At 70.6% G+C, this 14567-nt stretch carries 20 protein-coding genes; 10 read left to right on the forward strand and 10 right to left on the reverse strand.

Annotated elements, in window-relative coordinates; translation table 11 throughout:
- Nucleotides 1–258 precede the first annotated feature (258 nt).
- Genes GA0074694_RS14935 through GA0074694_RS14980 form a run of 10 tightly spaced genes read left to right on the forward strand, consistent with a single transcriptional unit; the run spans nucleotide 259 to nucleotide 7539 of the window.
- A complete protein-coding gene (locus tag GA0074694_RS14935; RefSeq protein ID WP_091459208.1) occupies nucleotides 259–1122 on the forward strand; it encodes a hypothetical protein in 864 nt (287 codons plus the stop codon).
- A gap of 4 nt (nucleotides 1123–1126) precedes the next feature.
- Nucleotides 1127–3145 carry a poly-gamma-glutamate hydrolase family protein gene (locus tag GA0074694_RS14940; protein ID WP_091459211.1) on the forward strand — a complete coding sequence of 673 codons (2019 nt, stop codon included), beginning with the start codon at nucleotides 1127–1129 and terminating at the stop codon, nucleotides 3143–3145.
- Nucleotides 3142–4257 carry a DUF5047 domain-containing protein gene (locus GA0074694_RS14945; RefSeq protein ID WP_091459213.1) on the forward strand — a complete coding sequence of 372 codons (1116 nt, stop codon included), beginning with the start codon at nucleotides 3142–3144 and terminating at the stop codon, nucleotides 4255–4257. Before GA0074694_RS14940 ends, GA0074694_RS14945 begins: the two co-directional genes overlap by 4 nt.
- Nucleotides 4257–4949, forward strand: a complete 693-nt coding sequence (locus GA0074694_RS14950; protein WP_091459215.1) for a hypothetical protein — start codon at nucleotides 4257–4259, stop codon at nucleotides 4947–4949. Before GA0074694_RS14945 ends, GA0074694_RS14950 begins: the two co-directional genes overlap by 1 nt.
- Nucleotides 4950–4964: 15 nt before the next feature.
- On the forward strand, nucleotides 4965–5522 hold the full coding sequence (locus tag GA0074694_RS14955) for a hypothetical protein (protein WP_091459217.1): 558 nt from the start codon (nucleotides 4965–4967) through the stop codon (nucleotides 5520–5522).
- 10 nt (nucleotides 5523–5532) lie between these two features.
- The gene (locus tag GA0074694_RS14960) at nucleotides 5533–5778 is read left to right on the forward strand and encodes a hypothetical protein (RefSeq protein WP_091459218.1); all 246 of its coding nucleotides are present in this window, start codon (nucleotides 5533–5535) and stop codon (nucleotides 5776–5778) included.
- Nucleotides 5775–6719: a peptidoglycan recognition protein family protein gene (locus GA0074694_RS14965; protein WP_091459220.1), complete on the forward strand. Its 945-nt coding sequence runs from the start codon at nucleotides 5775–5777 to the stop codon at nucleotides 6717–6719. The genes GA0074694_RS14960 and GA0074694_RS14965 overlap by 4 nt, the downstream gene beginning before the upstream one ends.
- The gene (locus tag GA0074694_RS14970) at nucleotides 6716–6982 is read left to right on the forward strand and encodes a hypothetical protein (protein WP_091459223.1); all 267 of its coding nucleotides are present in this window, start codon (nucleotides 6716–6718) and stop codon (nucleotides 6980–6982) included. The genes GA0074694_RS14965 and GA0074694_RS14970 overlap by 4 nt, the downstream gene beginning before the upstream one ends.
- Nucleotides 6979–7215 carry a hypothetical protein gene (locus tag GA0074694_RS14975; RefSeq protein WP_141714141.1) on the forward strand — a complete coding sequence of 79 codons (237 nt, stop codon included), beginning with the start codon at nucleotides 6979–6981 and terminating at the stop codon, nucleotides 7213–7215. The genes GA0074694_RS14970 and GA0074694_RS14975 overlap by 4 nt, the downstream gene beginning before the upstream one ends.
- A gap of 60 nt (nucleotides 7216–7275) precedes the next feature.
- On the forward strand, nucleotides 7276–7539 hold the full coding sequence (locus GA0074694_RS14980; protein WP_091459227.1) for a hypothetical protein: 264 nt from the start codon (nucleotides 7276–7278) through the stop codon (nucleotides 7537–7539).
- 121 nt (nucleotides 7540–7660) lie between these two features.
- On the opposite strand, the gene GA0074694_RS14985 is transcribed toward GA0074694_RS14980, so the two are convergent.
- The 10 genes from GA0074694_RS14985 to GA0074694_RS15020 form a co-directional block, all read right to left on the reverse strand.
- A complete protein-coding gene (locus GA0074694_RS14985; RefSeq protein ID WP_141714143.1) occupies nucleotides 7661–8074 on the reverse strand; it encodes a hypothetical protein in 414 nt (137 codons plus the stop codon).
- Entirely contained in the window at nucleotides 8071–8421 is a 351-nt protein-coding gene (locus tag GA0074694_RS14990) for a GNAT family N-acetyltransferase (RefSeq protein WP_141714145.1), read from the reverse strand. The genes GA0074694_RS14985 and GA0074694_RS14990 overlap by 4 nt, the downstream gene beginning before the upstream one ends.
- Nucleotides 8422–8722: 301 nt before the next feature.
- The gene (locus tag GA0074694_RS14995; RefSeq protein ID WP_091459233.1) at nucleotides 8723–10678 is read right to left on the reverse strand and encodes a P-loop NTPase family protein; all 1956 of its coding nucleotides are present in this window, start codon (nucleotides 10676–10678) and stop codon (nucleotides 8723–8725) included.
- Between the two features lie 79 nt (nucleotides 10679–10757).
- Nucleotides 10758–11795, reverse strand: coding sequence for a hypothetical protein (locus tag GA0074694_RS15000; protein ID WP_091459235.1), 1038 nt, complete (start codon nucleotides 11793–11795; stop codon nucleotides 10758–10760).
- Between the two features lie 3 nt (nucleotides 11796–11798).
- The gene (locus GA0074694_RS15005) at nucleotides 11799–12173 is read right to left on the reverse strand and encodes a hypothetical protein (protein WP_091459237.1); all 375 of its coding nucleotides are present in this window, start codon (nucleotides 12171–12173) and stop codon (nucleotides 11799–11801) included.
- Between the two features lie 20 nt (nucleotides 12174–12193).
- Nucleotides 12194–12532, reverse strand: a complete 339-nt coding sequence (locus GA0074694_RS15010; protein ID WP_091459239.1) for a hypothetical protein — start codon at nucleotides 12530–12532, stop codon at nucleotides 12194–12196.
- 140 nt (nucleotides 12533–12672) lie between these two features.
- Nucleotides 12673–12798 carry a hypothetical protein gene (locus GA0074694_RS33655; protein WP_281190022.1) on the reverse strand — a complete coding sequence of 42 codons (126 nt, stop codon included), beginning with the start codon at nucleotides 12796–12798 and terminating at the stop codon, nucleotides 12673–12675.
- An 82-nt stretch (nucleotides 12799–12880) separates the two neighbouring features.
- Nucleotides 12881–13030, reverse strand: a complete 150-nt coding sequence (locus GA0074694_RS31655) for a hypothetical protein (protein WP_176737960.1) — start codon at nucleotides 13028–13030, stop codon at nucleotides 12881–12883.
- Entirely contained in the window at nucleotides 13027–13230 is a 204-nt protein-coding gene (locus GA0074694_RS15015; RefSeq protein WP_091459241.1) for a hypothetical protein, read from the reverse strand. Before GA0074694_RS15015 ends, GA0074694_RS31655 begins: the two co-directional genes overlap by 4 nt.
- A 2-nt stretch (nucleotides 13231–13232) precedes the next feature.
- Entirely contained in the window at nucleotides 13233–14468 is a 1236-nt protein-coding gene (locus GA0074694_RS15020) for a hypothetical protein (RefSeq protein WP_091459243.1), read from the reverse strand.
- Nucleotides 14469–14567 lie beyond the last annotated feature (99 nt).

A 14567-nucleotide genomic window follows, 5' to 3' on the forward strand; every position in this document is an offset into this window, starting at 1 on the left:
GCGGCGCGTTGGAGAACTTCAATATCCAGCTTGACCTGACCGCGACGGTTTCAAGGCGGGCAGCGCGGAGGCTGAGGCGTACCGCAAGGCGACTCTGGGCACGGCCGAGGCCGCTGATTTCGCCACGTTGAAAACGGCGGGGATGACCGATGCGGAGATCGCCGCCGCCGACGCGTCGGGCCGGTACCGGGCGCAGGCGGACCGTGCGTCCGAGGGGTCCGTGGGGTTGGTGACGCGGCCCGGGATGCGCTACCGCCGGTGCAGACGTTCACGGATTTCCTGGATCAGTCCACCGGACGTGCCTTCACCGCGCTTGAAGCGAACATGCGGATGGCGTCGGCGTTCCGCGAGCTGGGTGAGGCGGCGAAGGAGGGTGCCGGTAAGGGCATCAACGAGAACACGGAGGCCGGGGAGCGTAACCTTCAGATGCTGATGGCCGCTGCCAAGGCCGCCAAGGAGAACGCTGCGACGATTCGGGAAACCACCGGCAATCACCAGATGGCCTCTGAGGTGATTGAGCAGAGCCGCGCGAAGTTCCTCGCCGCCGCCGACGCGATGGGCGTCGAGAAGGGCCGAGCTGTTGCGCTGGCGAACAGCCTTTTCGGCATCCCGAACATCAACCGGACCGTGAAGGCCGACACGGGGCCCGCGCGTAGTCAGGTCAGCGCGTACAGGCAGTGGCTGGCGTCGGTGAACCTGGACAAGACCAGCACGGTGCGGCAGCGGATCATCGCCGAGCAATACACCGCCCGGGGCGGGCCCCGCGAGTTCAACCGGTGGGGTGGCGTGTACGAGCACGCGGCCGAGGGTGTGCTGCGGGAGGCGCAGATCGCCGCCCCGGTCTCCCCGGCCCGGTACGCGTGGGCGGAGCCGGCCACGGGCGGCGAGGCGTTCATCCCGCGGCACGGTAACCCCGAGCGGAGCCTGGACATCTTGTCGCGGGCGGCCCGCTGGTACGGGCAGCAGATCATCCCGGCCACCGCGTCGCTGACCCAGTCCGCAGGGACCACCGAGGTGCGGGTGTTCATCGGCGACCAGGAGTTGCGCGGGATGGTGCGGGTCGAGGTGGCGGACCACAACCGGGGGCTGCGGAGGCGCGTGAGCGCCGGGGCGGGGAGGTAGACGCGTGCCTGACCTGTATCCGAACTACGCCGCGCTCGCCGCCGCGAAGACGGAGGGTGTGGACTACACGCGGACGGCGATCCGGCCGACCGGGTCGACGTGGGCGGCCATCGCCATCCACGGCGGTCTGATCGAGGCCGGAGCGGGTCCGGTCGCCCGCGCGGTGGCTGGCGACCGGATGGCGTTCTACGAGTTCGCGGGGATTCAGCCGGCGAACAATTTCGCCGAGCTGCATATCACCAGCAGTAATTTTGATGAGCCGATGTGCGAAAGTCTCGTCGCCGCAGCCCACCGGGTGATCAGCTTTCACGGGTACACCGGCACGACTGGGGTCGCGGAAACGCTGATCGGGGGGCTCGACGCCGGTCTGCGGGATCGCATCAAGGCGGCGTTGGAGCTGGCCGGGTTCGTGGTCACCATAGCCGCCAGTGAGCTTGCGGGCGCGGATCCGACGAACATCTGCAACGACGGGGCGACCCGGGCCGGAGTGCAGATCGAGATGTCCCGCGCACTGCGGGAGTCATTCTTCCCGGGCGGGGACCTGTCGCTGTCCAGCCTGACCGGCACCGCCCGCACGGCCGTGTTCGACGCGTACGTGGAGGCCATCCAGTCGGCTGCGGTGCTGTCCCTCACCTACGACGACACCCTGTCGCGGGTGCGACTGGCCGGGGTTGCCCCCGGCATCTGGGACACGTTCACCCGGGCCGTCACCGACGGGTGGGGCGTGTCCGACTCGGGTCACACATGGCTGACCGTGGGGGCTGCGACCGCGTTTCAGGTGGCCGATGGGGTCGGTAAGCACGTGTTGGGATCGGTCAACGTCTCCCGCTGGTCACTGACCGGGTGGGCGGCCGACTCGGACCGGTCCGCGACCGTCTCCACGGATGCCCTGGCCGTTGGTGGAAGCCAGTTCGCGTCGCTGGTGGCCCGGTCCACCGACGACGGGGCGACCTGCTACCTGGCCCGCCTGGAGTTCAGCACGACGGCCGGGGTGATCCTGACCCTCCGCAAGCGGCTCGCCGGCACGGAGAGCCTGATCGTGCAGCACACCACTGGCCTCACGCACGTCGCTGGCGCCATGCACGGCCTGCGGTTGCAGGTGGTCGGGTCGAGGCTGCGCGCGCGGGCGTGGTTGGCGTCAGGTGAGCAGCCGACTACGTGGCAGATCGACCAGACCGACGCCAGCATCACCGCCGCCGGACGGGTCGGGCACCGGTCCATCCTGTCCAGCGCCAACACCAACACCCTTCCGGTCACCGCAAGCTGGGACGACGTGACCAGCTACGGCACCGCCGTGGTCGAGCGGTCCACGGACTCGATCCGGTGGACGACGGTGCGCGGTGGCCTGGACCGTGACGGCACCGCCGGGGCTGCGGTCCGTGCCGATGACTACGAGTTCGCCGATCGTGCGGCGAATTTCTTCCGGGTGCGCGTCTACGACCCGGACAGCGGGCGCACCCTGGGGGCAGAGACCGACCAGATCACCCCGACCCTGGCCGGGGTGTGGCTCAAGTCCCTCATCCGGCCGTTCCTTAACCGTGTCGTGTCGGTGCGGGGGTACGGCGAGGTAACCCGCCGCAGCCGGGCTGGCGTGTTCGACGTGATCGGCCGGTCCTACCCGGTGGCGGTGACCGATGTGCGCGGATCCAGGCAGTGGGTACTGGAGGTCGTGACAGACACGGCGGACGACGCCTCCGACCTGGACCTGGTGCTGGCGTCCGGTGATGTGCTGCTGGTGCACGTGCCCGCCGCGTCGGGCCGGGTCAGCGCGGTACCGGGCGGCTATGTGACGGTCGGGGACGTCCGTGAGATCACCCCGCCGACCGTCGACCTGGTGCAGCGGGTGTTTGCCCTGCCCTGCGTGGAGGTCGCGGCACCGGGCCCGGACGTGGTCGGGGCGACAGTCACCTGCCAGACGGTGCTCAACACGTACGCGACCTGCCAGGACGTGCTCGACGCCCACGACACATGCCTCGACCTGCTGGAGCTGGTGGGCGACCCGGCCGATGTGGTGGTGCCATGAGACCGGTCAGCGAGCGTTTCCTCCGCGCTCTGCGGGGCTCGCATCGCATGGTGGTGCAGGCACGTGTGGTGGCCCCCGGCTCGACCGGGGTCAACCCGGACGGCACGGACATTCCGATCCTCGACGGCGACGTGCAGATGGACGGGTCCGCGCAGGTCCGCTCCACCCTCGATCTCACCACTGAGGGGAGCTTGTGGCCGACCCGCGCGTCGAGTCTGCTCGCCCCGTACGGCAACGAGTTGTTCGTGCGGCGGGGTGTCCGCTACGGCAACGGCGTCACCGAGTGGGTGTCCCTCGGCTACTACCGGATTTATACGCCGGAGCAGGATGACGCCCCGCGCGGCCCGATCCGTGTCATGGGCCGGGACCGCATGTCGGGGATTGTGGACGGGCGGATGGTTGCCCCGGTCCAGTTTCCCGCCACCACCACCTACGGGCAGGTTATGTCCACGTTGGTGACGGACATCTACCCGTGGGTGACCATCGAGTGGGACGACAGTACCGCCGACCAGCAGATCGGCCGGCAGATCATCGCCGATGATGACCGGTATCAGGTCCTCCACGACCTCGTCACGTCGGTGGGCAAATCGTGGTGGTGGGACCACCGGGGTGTCCTCGTCATCCGCACACCCGTCTCCTCCGCTCAGCCGGTGTGGGAGGTCAACCACGGTGAGGGCGGGGTGCTCGTCAAAATCGGCCGCAGGCTGACCCGGGAGGGCGTGTACAACGGGGTGATCGCGGTGGGCGAGGGCGCGGACACGTCCACACCGGCACGGGCCGTCGTCGTCGACAACAACCCCGCCAGCCCGACATGGTGGGACGGCCCGTTCGGCAGAGTCCCGCGTCGGTACTCGTCGCCCCTGATCACCTCGCAGGGGCAGGCGGACATCGCCGCCGCGTCGCTGCTGACCGCCCAACTCGGCCTGCCGTACGCGGTGGATTTCACCGCAGTGCCCAACCCGGCGTTGGAGCCGGGCGACCCGATACGGGTCCGATACCCGGGCCGCTCCGAAATCCACGTCATCGACCGGCTCACCGTTCCGCTGGCTCCAGGTGAGGCGATGCCCGCCTCCACCCGCCAGCAGACCACCATCCTGCTCGGGAGGCTCTAGTGTCGTACCCGTCCGATGACCTGGTGCCGCTGCTCGTCCCGCAGCCCACCGCCGGGGTCCAGCTGAGGCAGGGCATTGTGCGGGCATGGGATCCGACGACAGCGCAGAGCACAGTCGAGGTCGACGGGGTCAACGTCACCGACCTACCGGTCCTCAACACCACCGAGGTGCTGGTGCTCGCCCCCGGTGACACGGTGGCCATCCTCACCACCGGGCAGGCTGCCTCGTCGTGGGCGATCCTCGGCCGGCTCACCATCCCCGGCTCCCCGGCTGCGGCGTCGGCCCTGGACGCGATCCGCACCACGTCGGAAACGGTGGCCGCCTACGAGACGACGTCCTCGTCCACCTGGGGGGACCTGGCCACCCCCGGGCCGGTCGTGTCGGACGTGCTGATCGGCCCGTCCGGTAGGTGCCTGGTCCTGATCACGTCCACCATCACCATGCTCGTCGCGGCCGGCGGCGGGGAAATGGCCTACGAGATCAGTGGAGCCACCACCGTGCCGACGGGTGACACCCCGCCGTCGCTGGCCTACTACGGGCCCGCCGGGTCCGGACCCACCGCCACCCGGCTGGTACTGCACGAGGGCCTCAATCCGGGCCTGCACACGTTCACCGCGCGCTACGTCTCCGAGATGGATCCCGGCGGCGAGGCACGGTTCGGCGGCCGGAACCTGACAGTGATCCCCCTCTGACCACGGAAGGACATCATGGCTGGAGAAACGTCGATATACGGCCTGCCGTACCTGGAGCCGGATGACCCGCCGGACATCGCAGGCGCTACCCAGGATCTCGCCGAGGCGGTCGAGACGGAGCTGCAGCGCATCGAGTCGACACCGCAGCCGGTCGACGCGCACCAGGCCGCCAACGACACGACGTCGTCGCAGGCATACCAGCCGGGCACCACCCACGGGACAGCGTTCACCGCCCCGCCTAGCGGCCGGGTGTACATCACTGTCTCCGCCTCGCTGGGCACCAACGCCGTCACGTCCGTAGCCGGCTCCCTGCTGGCGTTCGAGGTGCGCATCGGCAGCTCCGTCGGATCCGGCACCGTCGCCGTGACCGCCGACGACACCCGCGCGGCAGGCCCGTGGCGGCCCAACAACTCCGACGTCGGCTACAAGTACTCGCCTGCCGAGCGGCGGACCCTGGTGCCCGGACTGACCCCGGGCGGTGCCTACAACGTGCGGTCGCTGTTCCGCAGCGACACGTCGGGTGCCACGGCGGCGGTGCTCAACCGGTATGTACTCGTCGAACCGTCTCCATAGGGAGGAACTGATGTTCTCTATCGAAGAGTGGCGGCTCTCGGGCTGGCTGCTCGCCCGCCGCGACATCCCCGAATCTGAGCGTCAGGGGCTGCTGGACGCGAACCTCGCCGACGGGAACGTGTACTCGCAGGACGACCCGACGCCGGAGCAGATTCCGCCACCGCCGAAGACCGTTTTCCGGTTCGTTGACGCCCCGGTCATCGAGGAACCCGTCGAGATCCCAGAACCCCCCGAGGTTCCCGAGGAGGGGCAGTGATCGTCTCTGGGGTCAGGTACGTCGCCGGACGTAACGCCTACAGCGACCGGGACAGCACGAAATGCGGCATCGCGATCCACAACACCAGCAACGACGCGAGCGCCGAGCAGGAAGCAAGCTACGCCACCAGACGCACAGACGAGGTCAGCGCGCATTTCTACGTCGACGCTGACTCGGTGATCCAGTCGCTGGACACCCGGGCCCGCGCCGGTCACGCCGGTTCCAGCACCGGTAACGAGAACGCCATCGCGGTGGAGATCACCGGGGTCAACGGCTGGACCAGGGAGCAGTGGCTCCAGCGGGTGGCGTGGGACCGGCTCGCCCAGGTGCTCGCCGTCGTGTGCCGCGAGTACGACATCGCCCCCCGCCGCGCCACCGTCGTCGAGATGACGTCCAACCCCCGGGTCCGGGCTTTCTACGGCCACGACGACATGCGCCGGGCGTGGGGTGGCACCACGCACACCGACCCCGGCCCCAACTTCCCCTGGGACCACCTGCTGACCAAGGTCCAGCACGCGCTGGCCGGAGAGGACGACGACATGCCCAGCGCCGATGAGGTCGCTGCCGAGGTGTGGAGCCAGCCGTACCGCGACTACAACCTGCCGCCGGTCGACGGCAAGCCGGCGGTGCGGCCGACGTCCGCGATCCTGCTCGACGCCCGTACCGACGCAGCCCGCACCCGAGCTGAGGTGACCGCGCTCCGCAGCGAGGTGCGGGCCCTGATCGACGCGCAGCAGGGTGTCGACGGCCGGGCGATCCTCGCCCGCCTCGACGAGCACGCCCAGGCCGAACGGGAGCGCGACGAGGCCGCCGCCCGCCGGGACGCCGACCTGCTCGCCCTCGTCCAGCAGGGACAGGACGGGACGCTCGACGCGGCGGAGGTGCTCCGACGGATGGGCGAGCTGCTCGCCACCGCCGGCCAGGGGCAGGCACGTGAGTGACGCTGCAGCAACGCATCCCGCTGGTGCGGGACCTCACCACGCTCGCCGCCGGGGTGGCGGGGTTCGCGTACGCGTTGAAGACGGGCGCGGACTGGCCGGCGTTGCTCGTGAGCGCCGCGCTGATGGCCGGGCCGGGGGTCGTGCATCTGCTGCTGGCGGGGCATACCCCGGGCGCAGCGTTGTCGTCGGCGCCAGCATCGCCGGCACCGCCCTCGCCCTCGCCGCTGCCCTCGTCCGCGCCCTCGGCGGGTGATCCGCGGTGAGCCCGTACAGGCGGCCTGTCCCGGTGTGGTACGCGCTGCTCGCCGTCCTAGTGTCCGTGCTGGCCGTGTCGGGGGCGGGTATCTGGTATACGCACCGCGCGCAGGCCGACGCCGATCAGCGGTGGTGTGAGCTGCTGACTGTGCTGGCGGACCGGAGTCCGCCGCCGGAGACGGAGCGCGGCCAGCGGATCGCGCTGGAGGTCGCCGAGCTGCGCGCCTCGCTTGGCTGCTGACCTGACCAACCTCGGCCCGGACCGCGCTGGTCCGGGCCTCGTCGTACCTGGAGGCACCTCATGGAGTACGGACCCACCCAGCCCGGCAGCACCGTGCCGGCCTCGCAGAGCACCGAGCCGCTGTGGACCGTCGGCGGCATCACCGCGGCGGTCACCGCGACCCTCGCTCTCCTCGTCGCGTTCGGCCTGGAGGTGACCGACGAGCAGGAGACCGCGATCCTCGGTGTGGTGGCGGTGGTCGCGCCGCTGATCGTGACCGCGGTCGCCCGTGGCCGGGTGTACGCCCCGGCGACCGTGGCGCGGCTGCTGTCCGGTCGCCGGTAGGATCACCAGCGCGGTGCCCCCGTTGACGGCCGTCCGGAGGGTGCCGACCAAACAACCAGCGCCCCCACTCTGGCCTCGCGGCCGGGGTGGGGGCGCTTCGCTGTGTTCGGACCCGGGTGGATCAGCGGCGACCGTCACGAATCTGGTAGAGACGTGCCGGCTTGACCCTGGCAGCGTTGGCGATGTCGGCGCGCGGCAGTTCGGTGCGAAGGGCAGCGCGGATCAGCTCGTCGCGGCGGGCCACCAGCTCCGCGTGCCCCTCCTCCAGCTTGGCGATCTCGGCGGCGGTGTCGTCGATGTCGGACAGCAGGATTTGCGCGCTGGTGGCCACCGCACCGACCATGTACGACTCGGCGATTGCCTGCGAGACGACCTCGACGCCGGATGGGGTGAGGGTGCGGGTGTCGGCATCCCAGAGGTCGGGGTCGTCCGCGATCTGGTCGACCATGACGGCGACGGACTCGAGGGCGGCGGCGAGGGTGTCGATGTCGTGGCGGTCCTGGATGGCGCGGGCAAGGTCGTCGATGCTGGTCACCACTGGTCTCCGTCTTCGTCGGCGTACAGGTTGGCGCAGCAGGTGTTGCAGTCGGGCATGACGAGTCCGCCAACGCGCTCGGCGAAACGGTTGCCGTCGTCGGTGCGGTGGCTGACGGGCGCGTGGAAGATGTCGATCTCGCTGGCGGCCTGCTGGTAGAGGGCGGTGGCGTGTCCCTGGCCCCGGTGGTCTTCGTGGGTCCAGACGTTGAGGATCTCGCCGGTGGCAATCTCGACCCACAGCTCCGCGATGCGCTCGCCGTCGATGGTGATGGACCAGAGGTGATCGATGCGGGTTTCGCCGGGGTAGGTGTCGAGGGTGCGGGTGATGGTTGCCGTCGCCGTCATGCCCATAGCGTATAGCGCGCTTTAGGGGCCTGTCAAGCGCGCTATAGAAACGCCCCCACTGCCTGCGTGGCGGTGGGGGCGCTTCGTGCTGTCCGAGCCCGGACGTCGGTGGCCTGCTGGTCGGGCACCCCACCGCCCTCGGGCGTGGCCGGTGCCGTCGGAGTGGCCGCGTCGACCCGGTCAGCGTGCCGGCCCTGCGGCGGGTGGGGCAACCCTCGACGCCGCGCCTGTGGATAACCCTCGCATCTTGTGGACAGCAGAGCGCCCCGCCACCGTGCTGGTGGCGGGGCGCTTCTGGGTGTCACGCGGCGAGACTGTGCGCCTTCTCCGTTGCCGTGTACCGGGCCGCCGGGCCCTTGCCGGTCTTCGTCAGGTAGCCGTGCGCCTGCAACTCGGACGCGAGTTGGTAGAAGCGGCTCGACCCCAGCCCGACGGCCTCCATGACGTCCTTCGGCTGCTGACGGCCACCGCCCACCGCGTCGAGGATCCGCCGGTGGCTGTCGGACAGGTCGAGCGTCGGCGGCTCCATCGACCCCGGCCACACCGGGAACACCACGTCCTCCAGCAGTTCTGCCACGACCTGCGGAGGGACGCCCGTCGCGGTGGCTGCCGCAACCGAAGGTGACACCGGCGGCGGGGTGTGGATGCCGGCCTGTCGCTGCTGGCGGCGCTTCAACGCCTCCGCCTTCGCCTTCACCCGTACAAGCTTCCGCTCGTCGTAGGCCGGACCGAATGCAGCAGCTTCCGGCGGGGACAAGGACAGCCAGCGAAGCTGCTTCGGCAGAGTCTCCACCTGCTCGTCGGTGACCCGAAAGCCCCGGAACGCCGCACCACGCGACTCGTCGACCATGCGGGCGTAGCCGGGGATGTCGGGGAAGTCACGCGGATCGTAGGGCAGCTTGAGCACGTCCTTGATCGACCCGCTCTTGATGCGCAAGACCACCCCGTTGCCGGTGAGGAGAGCGCCTCGCAGTGCGTCGGCGGCGTCGCCGGTGCCGAACGCCCGGTTGAGGTTGGCGGACTGAGTGGCGGCGATGACCGCGAAGCCCACCTTCCGGAACTCGGTGATCATGTTGGCGACCGTGTACTGGATGTCGTCGTGCTCGAAGAACTTGTGGCACTCGTCGATGACCAGGATCAGGCCGGGACGGTCCTCGGTCGCGGTGAACCCTTCCAGGTCGTCCAACAGCATGTCGTCGAAGCGGGCTTCGGCTACCAGGTGCAGACCAGCGAGCATCGTGCGGAGCTGGTCGGCGGTGCCGGCGAAGTAGTCGCAGTGATCGCGTAGCAGCTTCGACGACGCGCCGGTTTCGCCGTGCCCGTCGGCGAAGAACACCGCCGTCGGCGTTGAGGCGACGACCGACATGACGATGCCTTCCATCATGCGGGTCTTCCCCGACCCCTGAGCGCCGACGAGGAAACCGCCCCAGATGGAGTTCGACGAGTACACCCGCCACTGCGCGTACCCGTCCCCGTCGACGTGTGGGCCGAGCGCCACCTTGCCGGTCGTCGGGTTGTACGCCTCCGGGCCGGGCCACACGTTGTCGCGCTTGAGCACGGGAGCGGCTTCCAACACGGTCACCCGGATGTACGACTGGTCGCGGCTAGGGTGGTGCTCCACCACCAGCTCGTCGGTGGCGCGCAAGCCGAGGCCGGTGCGGATCTTCCCAGCCGCGCCGGTGACGGTGGCGAGCTCCTGCTTGCCGGGAACGAGCTGCACCGTGAACCGAGCACCACCCTCCACCGGTTTCTCGTCCATGGCCACGGAGCCGGTGAGGGCGGCACCAGGGCCAGCGAGGTTCGCCTTCCACCGCTGCACGTACGGACGCTCGTCGACCTTCCGGCGGGCGGGGCCGGGGTCGATGCGGTGCTCCCGCCACCAGTGCAGGGCCAGGCCGTACCCGAACGCCATGAGGATGCCGACCGCGCCGAGGCTGAGGCCGGTGACGGTGACTCCGGTGAGCCAGCCGGCGGCTGTGGCGATGAACGCCACCGCGCGGGCGGTGGCCTTCGGGCCGAACACCCGCCGCTTCCGGGACACGACCGCGGCGGCGACCACAGCGACGACGAAAGCGGTGCCGGCCACGAACTGCGCCACGGTGGCCTCGTCGCCGGTGAGGTGCACGGCGGTGCGGGCGGCACCGGCGGCGAGAACGAGCGCACCCACGGCGACGTGAGGTGCCCTCTGTGCGGACAGGTCCACGCGTCGTGCTCGGGTGGGGGCGTCCGGTCCGGACACCACGGTCTTGGTGGTCATCGTGTCTCCCTCGGGTGTCCCGGCTTCCACCGCACGGCGCAGACCGGGGAGGGCCTGCGCCGCACGGCGGGAGTCGGGGCTACTCGCCGGTGACGAACCGCTTGTTACCGGCGTCCGGGACGGCCTGGTACGCCTCGGTGACGGTGGTCTGCTTCGCCAGATCGGCGGCGGCCCGCTCCCACGCGGCAGCGGCCTGCGCGGACATCTCCTGCGCGGTGGCGACCGTGGCGATGGTGCCGTCACCGACCTCGAAGTTCCTCAGGGCGGCGACGTACTGCTCGCCACCGGCGGTGGACGCGGCCCGGTGGGCGGCGGCCATGCCCCGGGCGAACGCGATGGCGGTGGGCAGGCCGGTGATTTCGGCGTTGGACATGGGTGCCTCCTTGATAGTGGGGAACATTGGGATGACGGTGGCGAGCGGCTGGGTGTCAGCCGGGTCGCTGGTCGGGCGGTTGTGGAACTCGTCGGCGAGCTGATCCCACGTCTTGCCGGTGGTGTGGGAGGACAGCCACCCGCACCGGTCGCAGTTCTGGTCGGCGGTGTCCGAGCTGGTGGGGTCGCCCGGCCAGCAGCGAGTGCCGATGATCCGGCCGTCGAAGCAGCCGGGCCGGTTGCATCGAGCGCGGCTGTCCGACTGGTCGGGGGTGGTGACGTCCGGTTCACAGACGGGGCAGCGGGTGGAGCCGTCCGACTGGAGGGACAGGAGCACAAGGTTACAGCGGGGGCATGTCGGGTTGCCCTTGGTGAGCAGGTCCATCTCGTCGGGGGCGGGGGTCAGCCAGTCCGGCTCGGCGGCCGGCTTGGTGTCAGCGGCCGGCTTGGTGTCGGCGGGTCGCACCTCGGCAACGTCGAGCATGTCGTCGACCGGCTGCCGGGCGGCCTTGGCCTTCGCCCGTCGATTCTCGGTGTGCGCCACCAGCGCGTCCGAGCGCAGGTCGGCGAGCCAGTCACGGGTGCCGTACCGGGGCTGGCCCTGGACCGGCTGACCGGCGGCGAGCGCCTTCTGCTTCTTCAGCTCGTAGCGGGGGTTCGGCTTCCCCGACCACGCGTACAGCACGTCCTGCGTGGCCGTCTTCGCCATCCAGGTCAGCACCCAAATCCAGAACAGGATCTCCACGGGTTACCGCCCCGCCCGCTGCATGGTCTTCGTCGACACGAGGAACGACACGGCGACGGCGGCCAGGGCGAGGCCGACGGTGGTCGTGCCCACCCAGTCTCCGAGGGTGTCGTTCGCCCACCCCCACAGGTCGCCGAGTCGGGCGTTGATCCAGTCGGGGATCGTGCCGTTGATCGACACGATCAGCGAGGGCAACACGAACGCGCCGATCACCGCGTACTGGTTCGGGACGCGGTCTTTGGCGATGTCGATGGCGATGATGATCAGCGCGCCGAGGGCGGCGACGACCAGGACGGTTGAGGCGAGGCCAACGCCGACCAGGCCAGCGCCGCCGATGACGGCGAGCGCGAACCCGATCCAGGCCAGAGGCTTCATCATGGTGATCTCTCCTTCGGGGGTTAGAGGAACAGCCAGAGCGCGAACGCCACGCCCGGCTTGACGACGTGCTCGACAGCCCAATCGGCCGGCGGCAGCTCGGACAGGAACTTGACGGTCAGCGCGGTGACGATCAGCCGGGCGGGCCGCGCCACGATCCACTCGCGGATCCGCGACCAGGTGAGGTAGGGGATCGCCACCAGGCGGGCGTAGGCCATGCCGGCGAACCGGACCGGCCCGTCGTGGCGGGACGTCCACGGGGCCCGGTCGGCGTACGCGCGGATCTGGTCGATGCCGGGGGCCTTCTCGGTGAGCGGTGACGGCAGCGTGAAGTACGCCTTGACAGCCTGCCACCGCCGCACCCCGGCGTCACCGTCGGTAATCGGAGAGTGGAGAGTTTCCGGCTTGCCTGCCGGGGTTTCGCGCTTGACGGGGGAGGGTCGGAACTGTCCAGTGGAGAGTGGAGAGTTACGCAGCGTGGGCCTGTGGCCGTTGGTGACGGTCACGCCGACCACCATCCGAGCGCCACGGCGACCATGCCGACGGTGAGGAACAGGGCGGCGAGGCCGACGAGGAATCCGGGTCCGGCGTCACCGCGACGGTGCGCCCGGTTGGTGTAGTGGGACATGATGAGGGTCCTGCCTCTCTCTGTGGGTAGGTGACCCGGGGCGCGGCGCTGCTTTGGTCGGCGGGGGCCGCGCCCCGGGGCGTCATCGGGTGGTGGTCTTGGCGGCGATGCGGTCGAGGGCGTCGGCCACGTGGACCAGTCCGGCGTCGCGGATCTGCTGGCGCACGCGGGCGTGCTCGGTGGGGTCGGTGGTCGTGATGAGCCGGCGCTCGAGTTCGGCGAGCCGGGTCACCGGGAGGCCTCCGTCTCGAAGCGCTGCCAGCCGGTGACGGTCAGCCCCGGCTGGCCCGTCTGGGTGCGCAGGTACGACTGGATGGCCTCGATGTCGGCGGGGCTCTGGATGCCGGCCGGCAGGGTGATCGACGTCCAGCCGCGGCTGGACCTGGTCACGAAGCTGACGAAGTGGGTCGGCGGCGCGGTCGTAGTGGGCATGATCAGTTCTCCTTCGTCCCGGCCAGCTCGTGGGAGTGGCCGTTGACCTTCTGAGCGGGTGGCTGCGCCACGGTGCGCAGTTGAGTCAGGTGCCGGCGCAGCGTCGCGTCCGGCACGCCGGCAGCGCGGGCCGCGCCACGGATCGAGTCCTTCTTGCGCAGGACCGCGTCGGCGGCCTGCGCCAGGGCCGCGTCACGGTCGGCAGGCGGGGCGCTTACCGGGCGCCGCATCACCACCTCGCGAGTGCGCCGCTGGGGTGCGTCGTACCGCGTCAGAGTGGAGGTGACCTGCGGTGACGCAGGCTGCGCGGACTGCGCCACGGGCGCGTCATCTGGCTGCGCCACCGGTGCGTCAACCCGAGCCGGCTCGTGCGTCACCGGCAGGGCCGGCGGCGCGTCAACGGGCCCGCCGAGGGTGGCCGGTGACGCGGGTGCGGCGGGGTGCGCCAGGGCCGGCGCGGTGAGGTTCAGGTCCGCGATCCGCGGTGCGCCATCCCACGGCTTCGCCTCGCTGGCGTAGTCGACGAGAACCCCGATCAGCCACGCGACCACGGCCGCGCCGACCGCCCCCACCGAGTGCGCCAGGGCCTCACCGAGCGCCGTCACCGAGTCGTGCTTGCCGGTCCAGCCGCCCAGCAGGTTCAGGGCGACGGAGAAGAACAGCGCGCCCCATTTGGCGACGTCCGCCCGCCGGTCGGTTTGCCCACCGGACATCCGTAGGACCGACCCGGCGAGGATGATCCCGACCGCCACCGCGATCAGCAGCGGCTCCACCCCCCACGCGGCCCACCAGCCGGCCGAGCCCCGCTCCAGGTCCAGCAGCTCGACCATGCCCCGCTGCACGCCGGGCGTGGAGTAGGCGGCGAACCCGGCCACGAGGGGCAGGCCCAGCAGCAGGGCGTACCGGCGCACCCCGGCCACCCGCAGCGCCCGCACCTCGGCGGACCGCTGAATCTCGGCGCGGATACGGGCTCGGGTGCCGGACCGGGCGGCCCGCCGGTACAGGGCGGCCAGCTCGGCGCCCTCGATTTCGTCGCGGTCGCGTTCGCGGCGGGCCCGCCGGCGGGTCGTGGACTGCTCGTCGACGGCGGCCAGGGCGTCGCGGTGCTCGGCGTCGAGGCGGCGGCGCTCCTGCTGGTCGGTGCGCTGGACGTCGATGATGGCGCGTTCTTCGGCGAGGGCTGCGGCCAGGTCCTTGGCGGTCTGGGCCGGCTGCTGGCTCCGGTCAGTCAGCTTCATGCCGGTCATCATGGCACAGAGTTGCCAGAGTTCCAAAGGTTGCTAGCCTTCACGACATGTCGCCACCCACCGCTCCCGCGCTCGCCCTGCCCTGTCTGC

It is taken from the genome of Micromonospora inyonensis (assembly GCF_900091415.1).
GTDB lineage: Bacteria > Actinomycetota > Actinomycetes > Mycobacteriales > Micromonosporaceae > Micromonospora > Micromonospora inyonensis.

Bases quoted from the DNA above. Each gene is read 5' to 3' on its own strand.
- GA0074694_RS14980 (WP_091459227.1), top strand. From the start codon at position 7,276: ATGGAGTACGGACCCACCCAGCCCGGCAGCACCGTGCCGGCCTCGCAG.
- GA0074694_RS14945 (WP_091459213.1), top strand. From the start codon at position 3,142: ATGAGACCGGTCAGCGAGCGTTTCCTCCGCGCTCTGCGGGGCTCGCAT.
- GA0074694_RS14955 (WP_091459217.1), top strand. From the start codon at position 4,965: ATGGCTGGAGAAACGTCGATATACGGCCTGCCGTACCTGGAGCCGGAT.
- GA0074694_RS14960 (WP_091459218.1), top strand. From the start codon at position 5,533: ATGTTCTCTATCGAAGAGTGGCGGCTCTCGGGCTGGCTGCTCGCCCGC.
- GA0074694_RS15005 (WP_091459237.1), bottom strand. From the start codon at position 12,173: ATGATGAAGCCTCTGGCCTGGATCGGGTTCGCGCTCGCCGTCATCGGC.
- GA0074694_RS14995 (WP_091459233.1), bottom strand. From the start codon at position 10,678: ATGACCACCAAGACCGTGGTGTCCGGACCGGACGCCCCCACCCGAGCA.
- GA0074694_RS14990 (WP_141714145.1), bottom strand. From the start codon at position 8,421: ATGACGGCGACGGCAACCATCACCCGCACCCTCGACACCTACCCCGGC.
- GA0074694_RS33655 (WP_281190022.1), bottom strand. From the start codon at position 12,798: ATGTCCCACTACACCAACCGGGCGCACCGTCGCGGTGACGCCGGACCC.
- GA0074694_RS15015 (WP_091459241.1), bottom strand. From the start codon at position 13,230: ATGCCCACTACGACCGCGCCGCCGACCCACTTCGTCAGCTTCGTGACC.
- GA0074694_RS15020 (WP_091459243.1), bottom strand. From the start codon at position 14,468: ATGAAGCTGACTGACCGGAGCCAGCAGCCGGCCCAGACCGCCAAGGAC.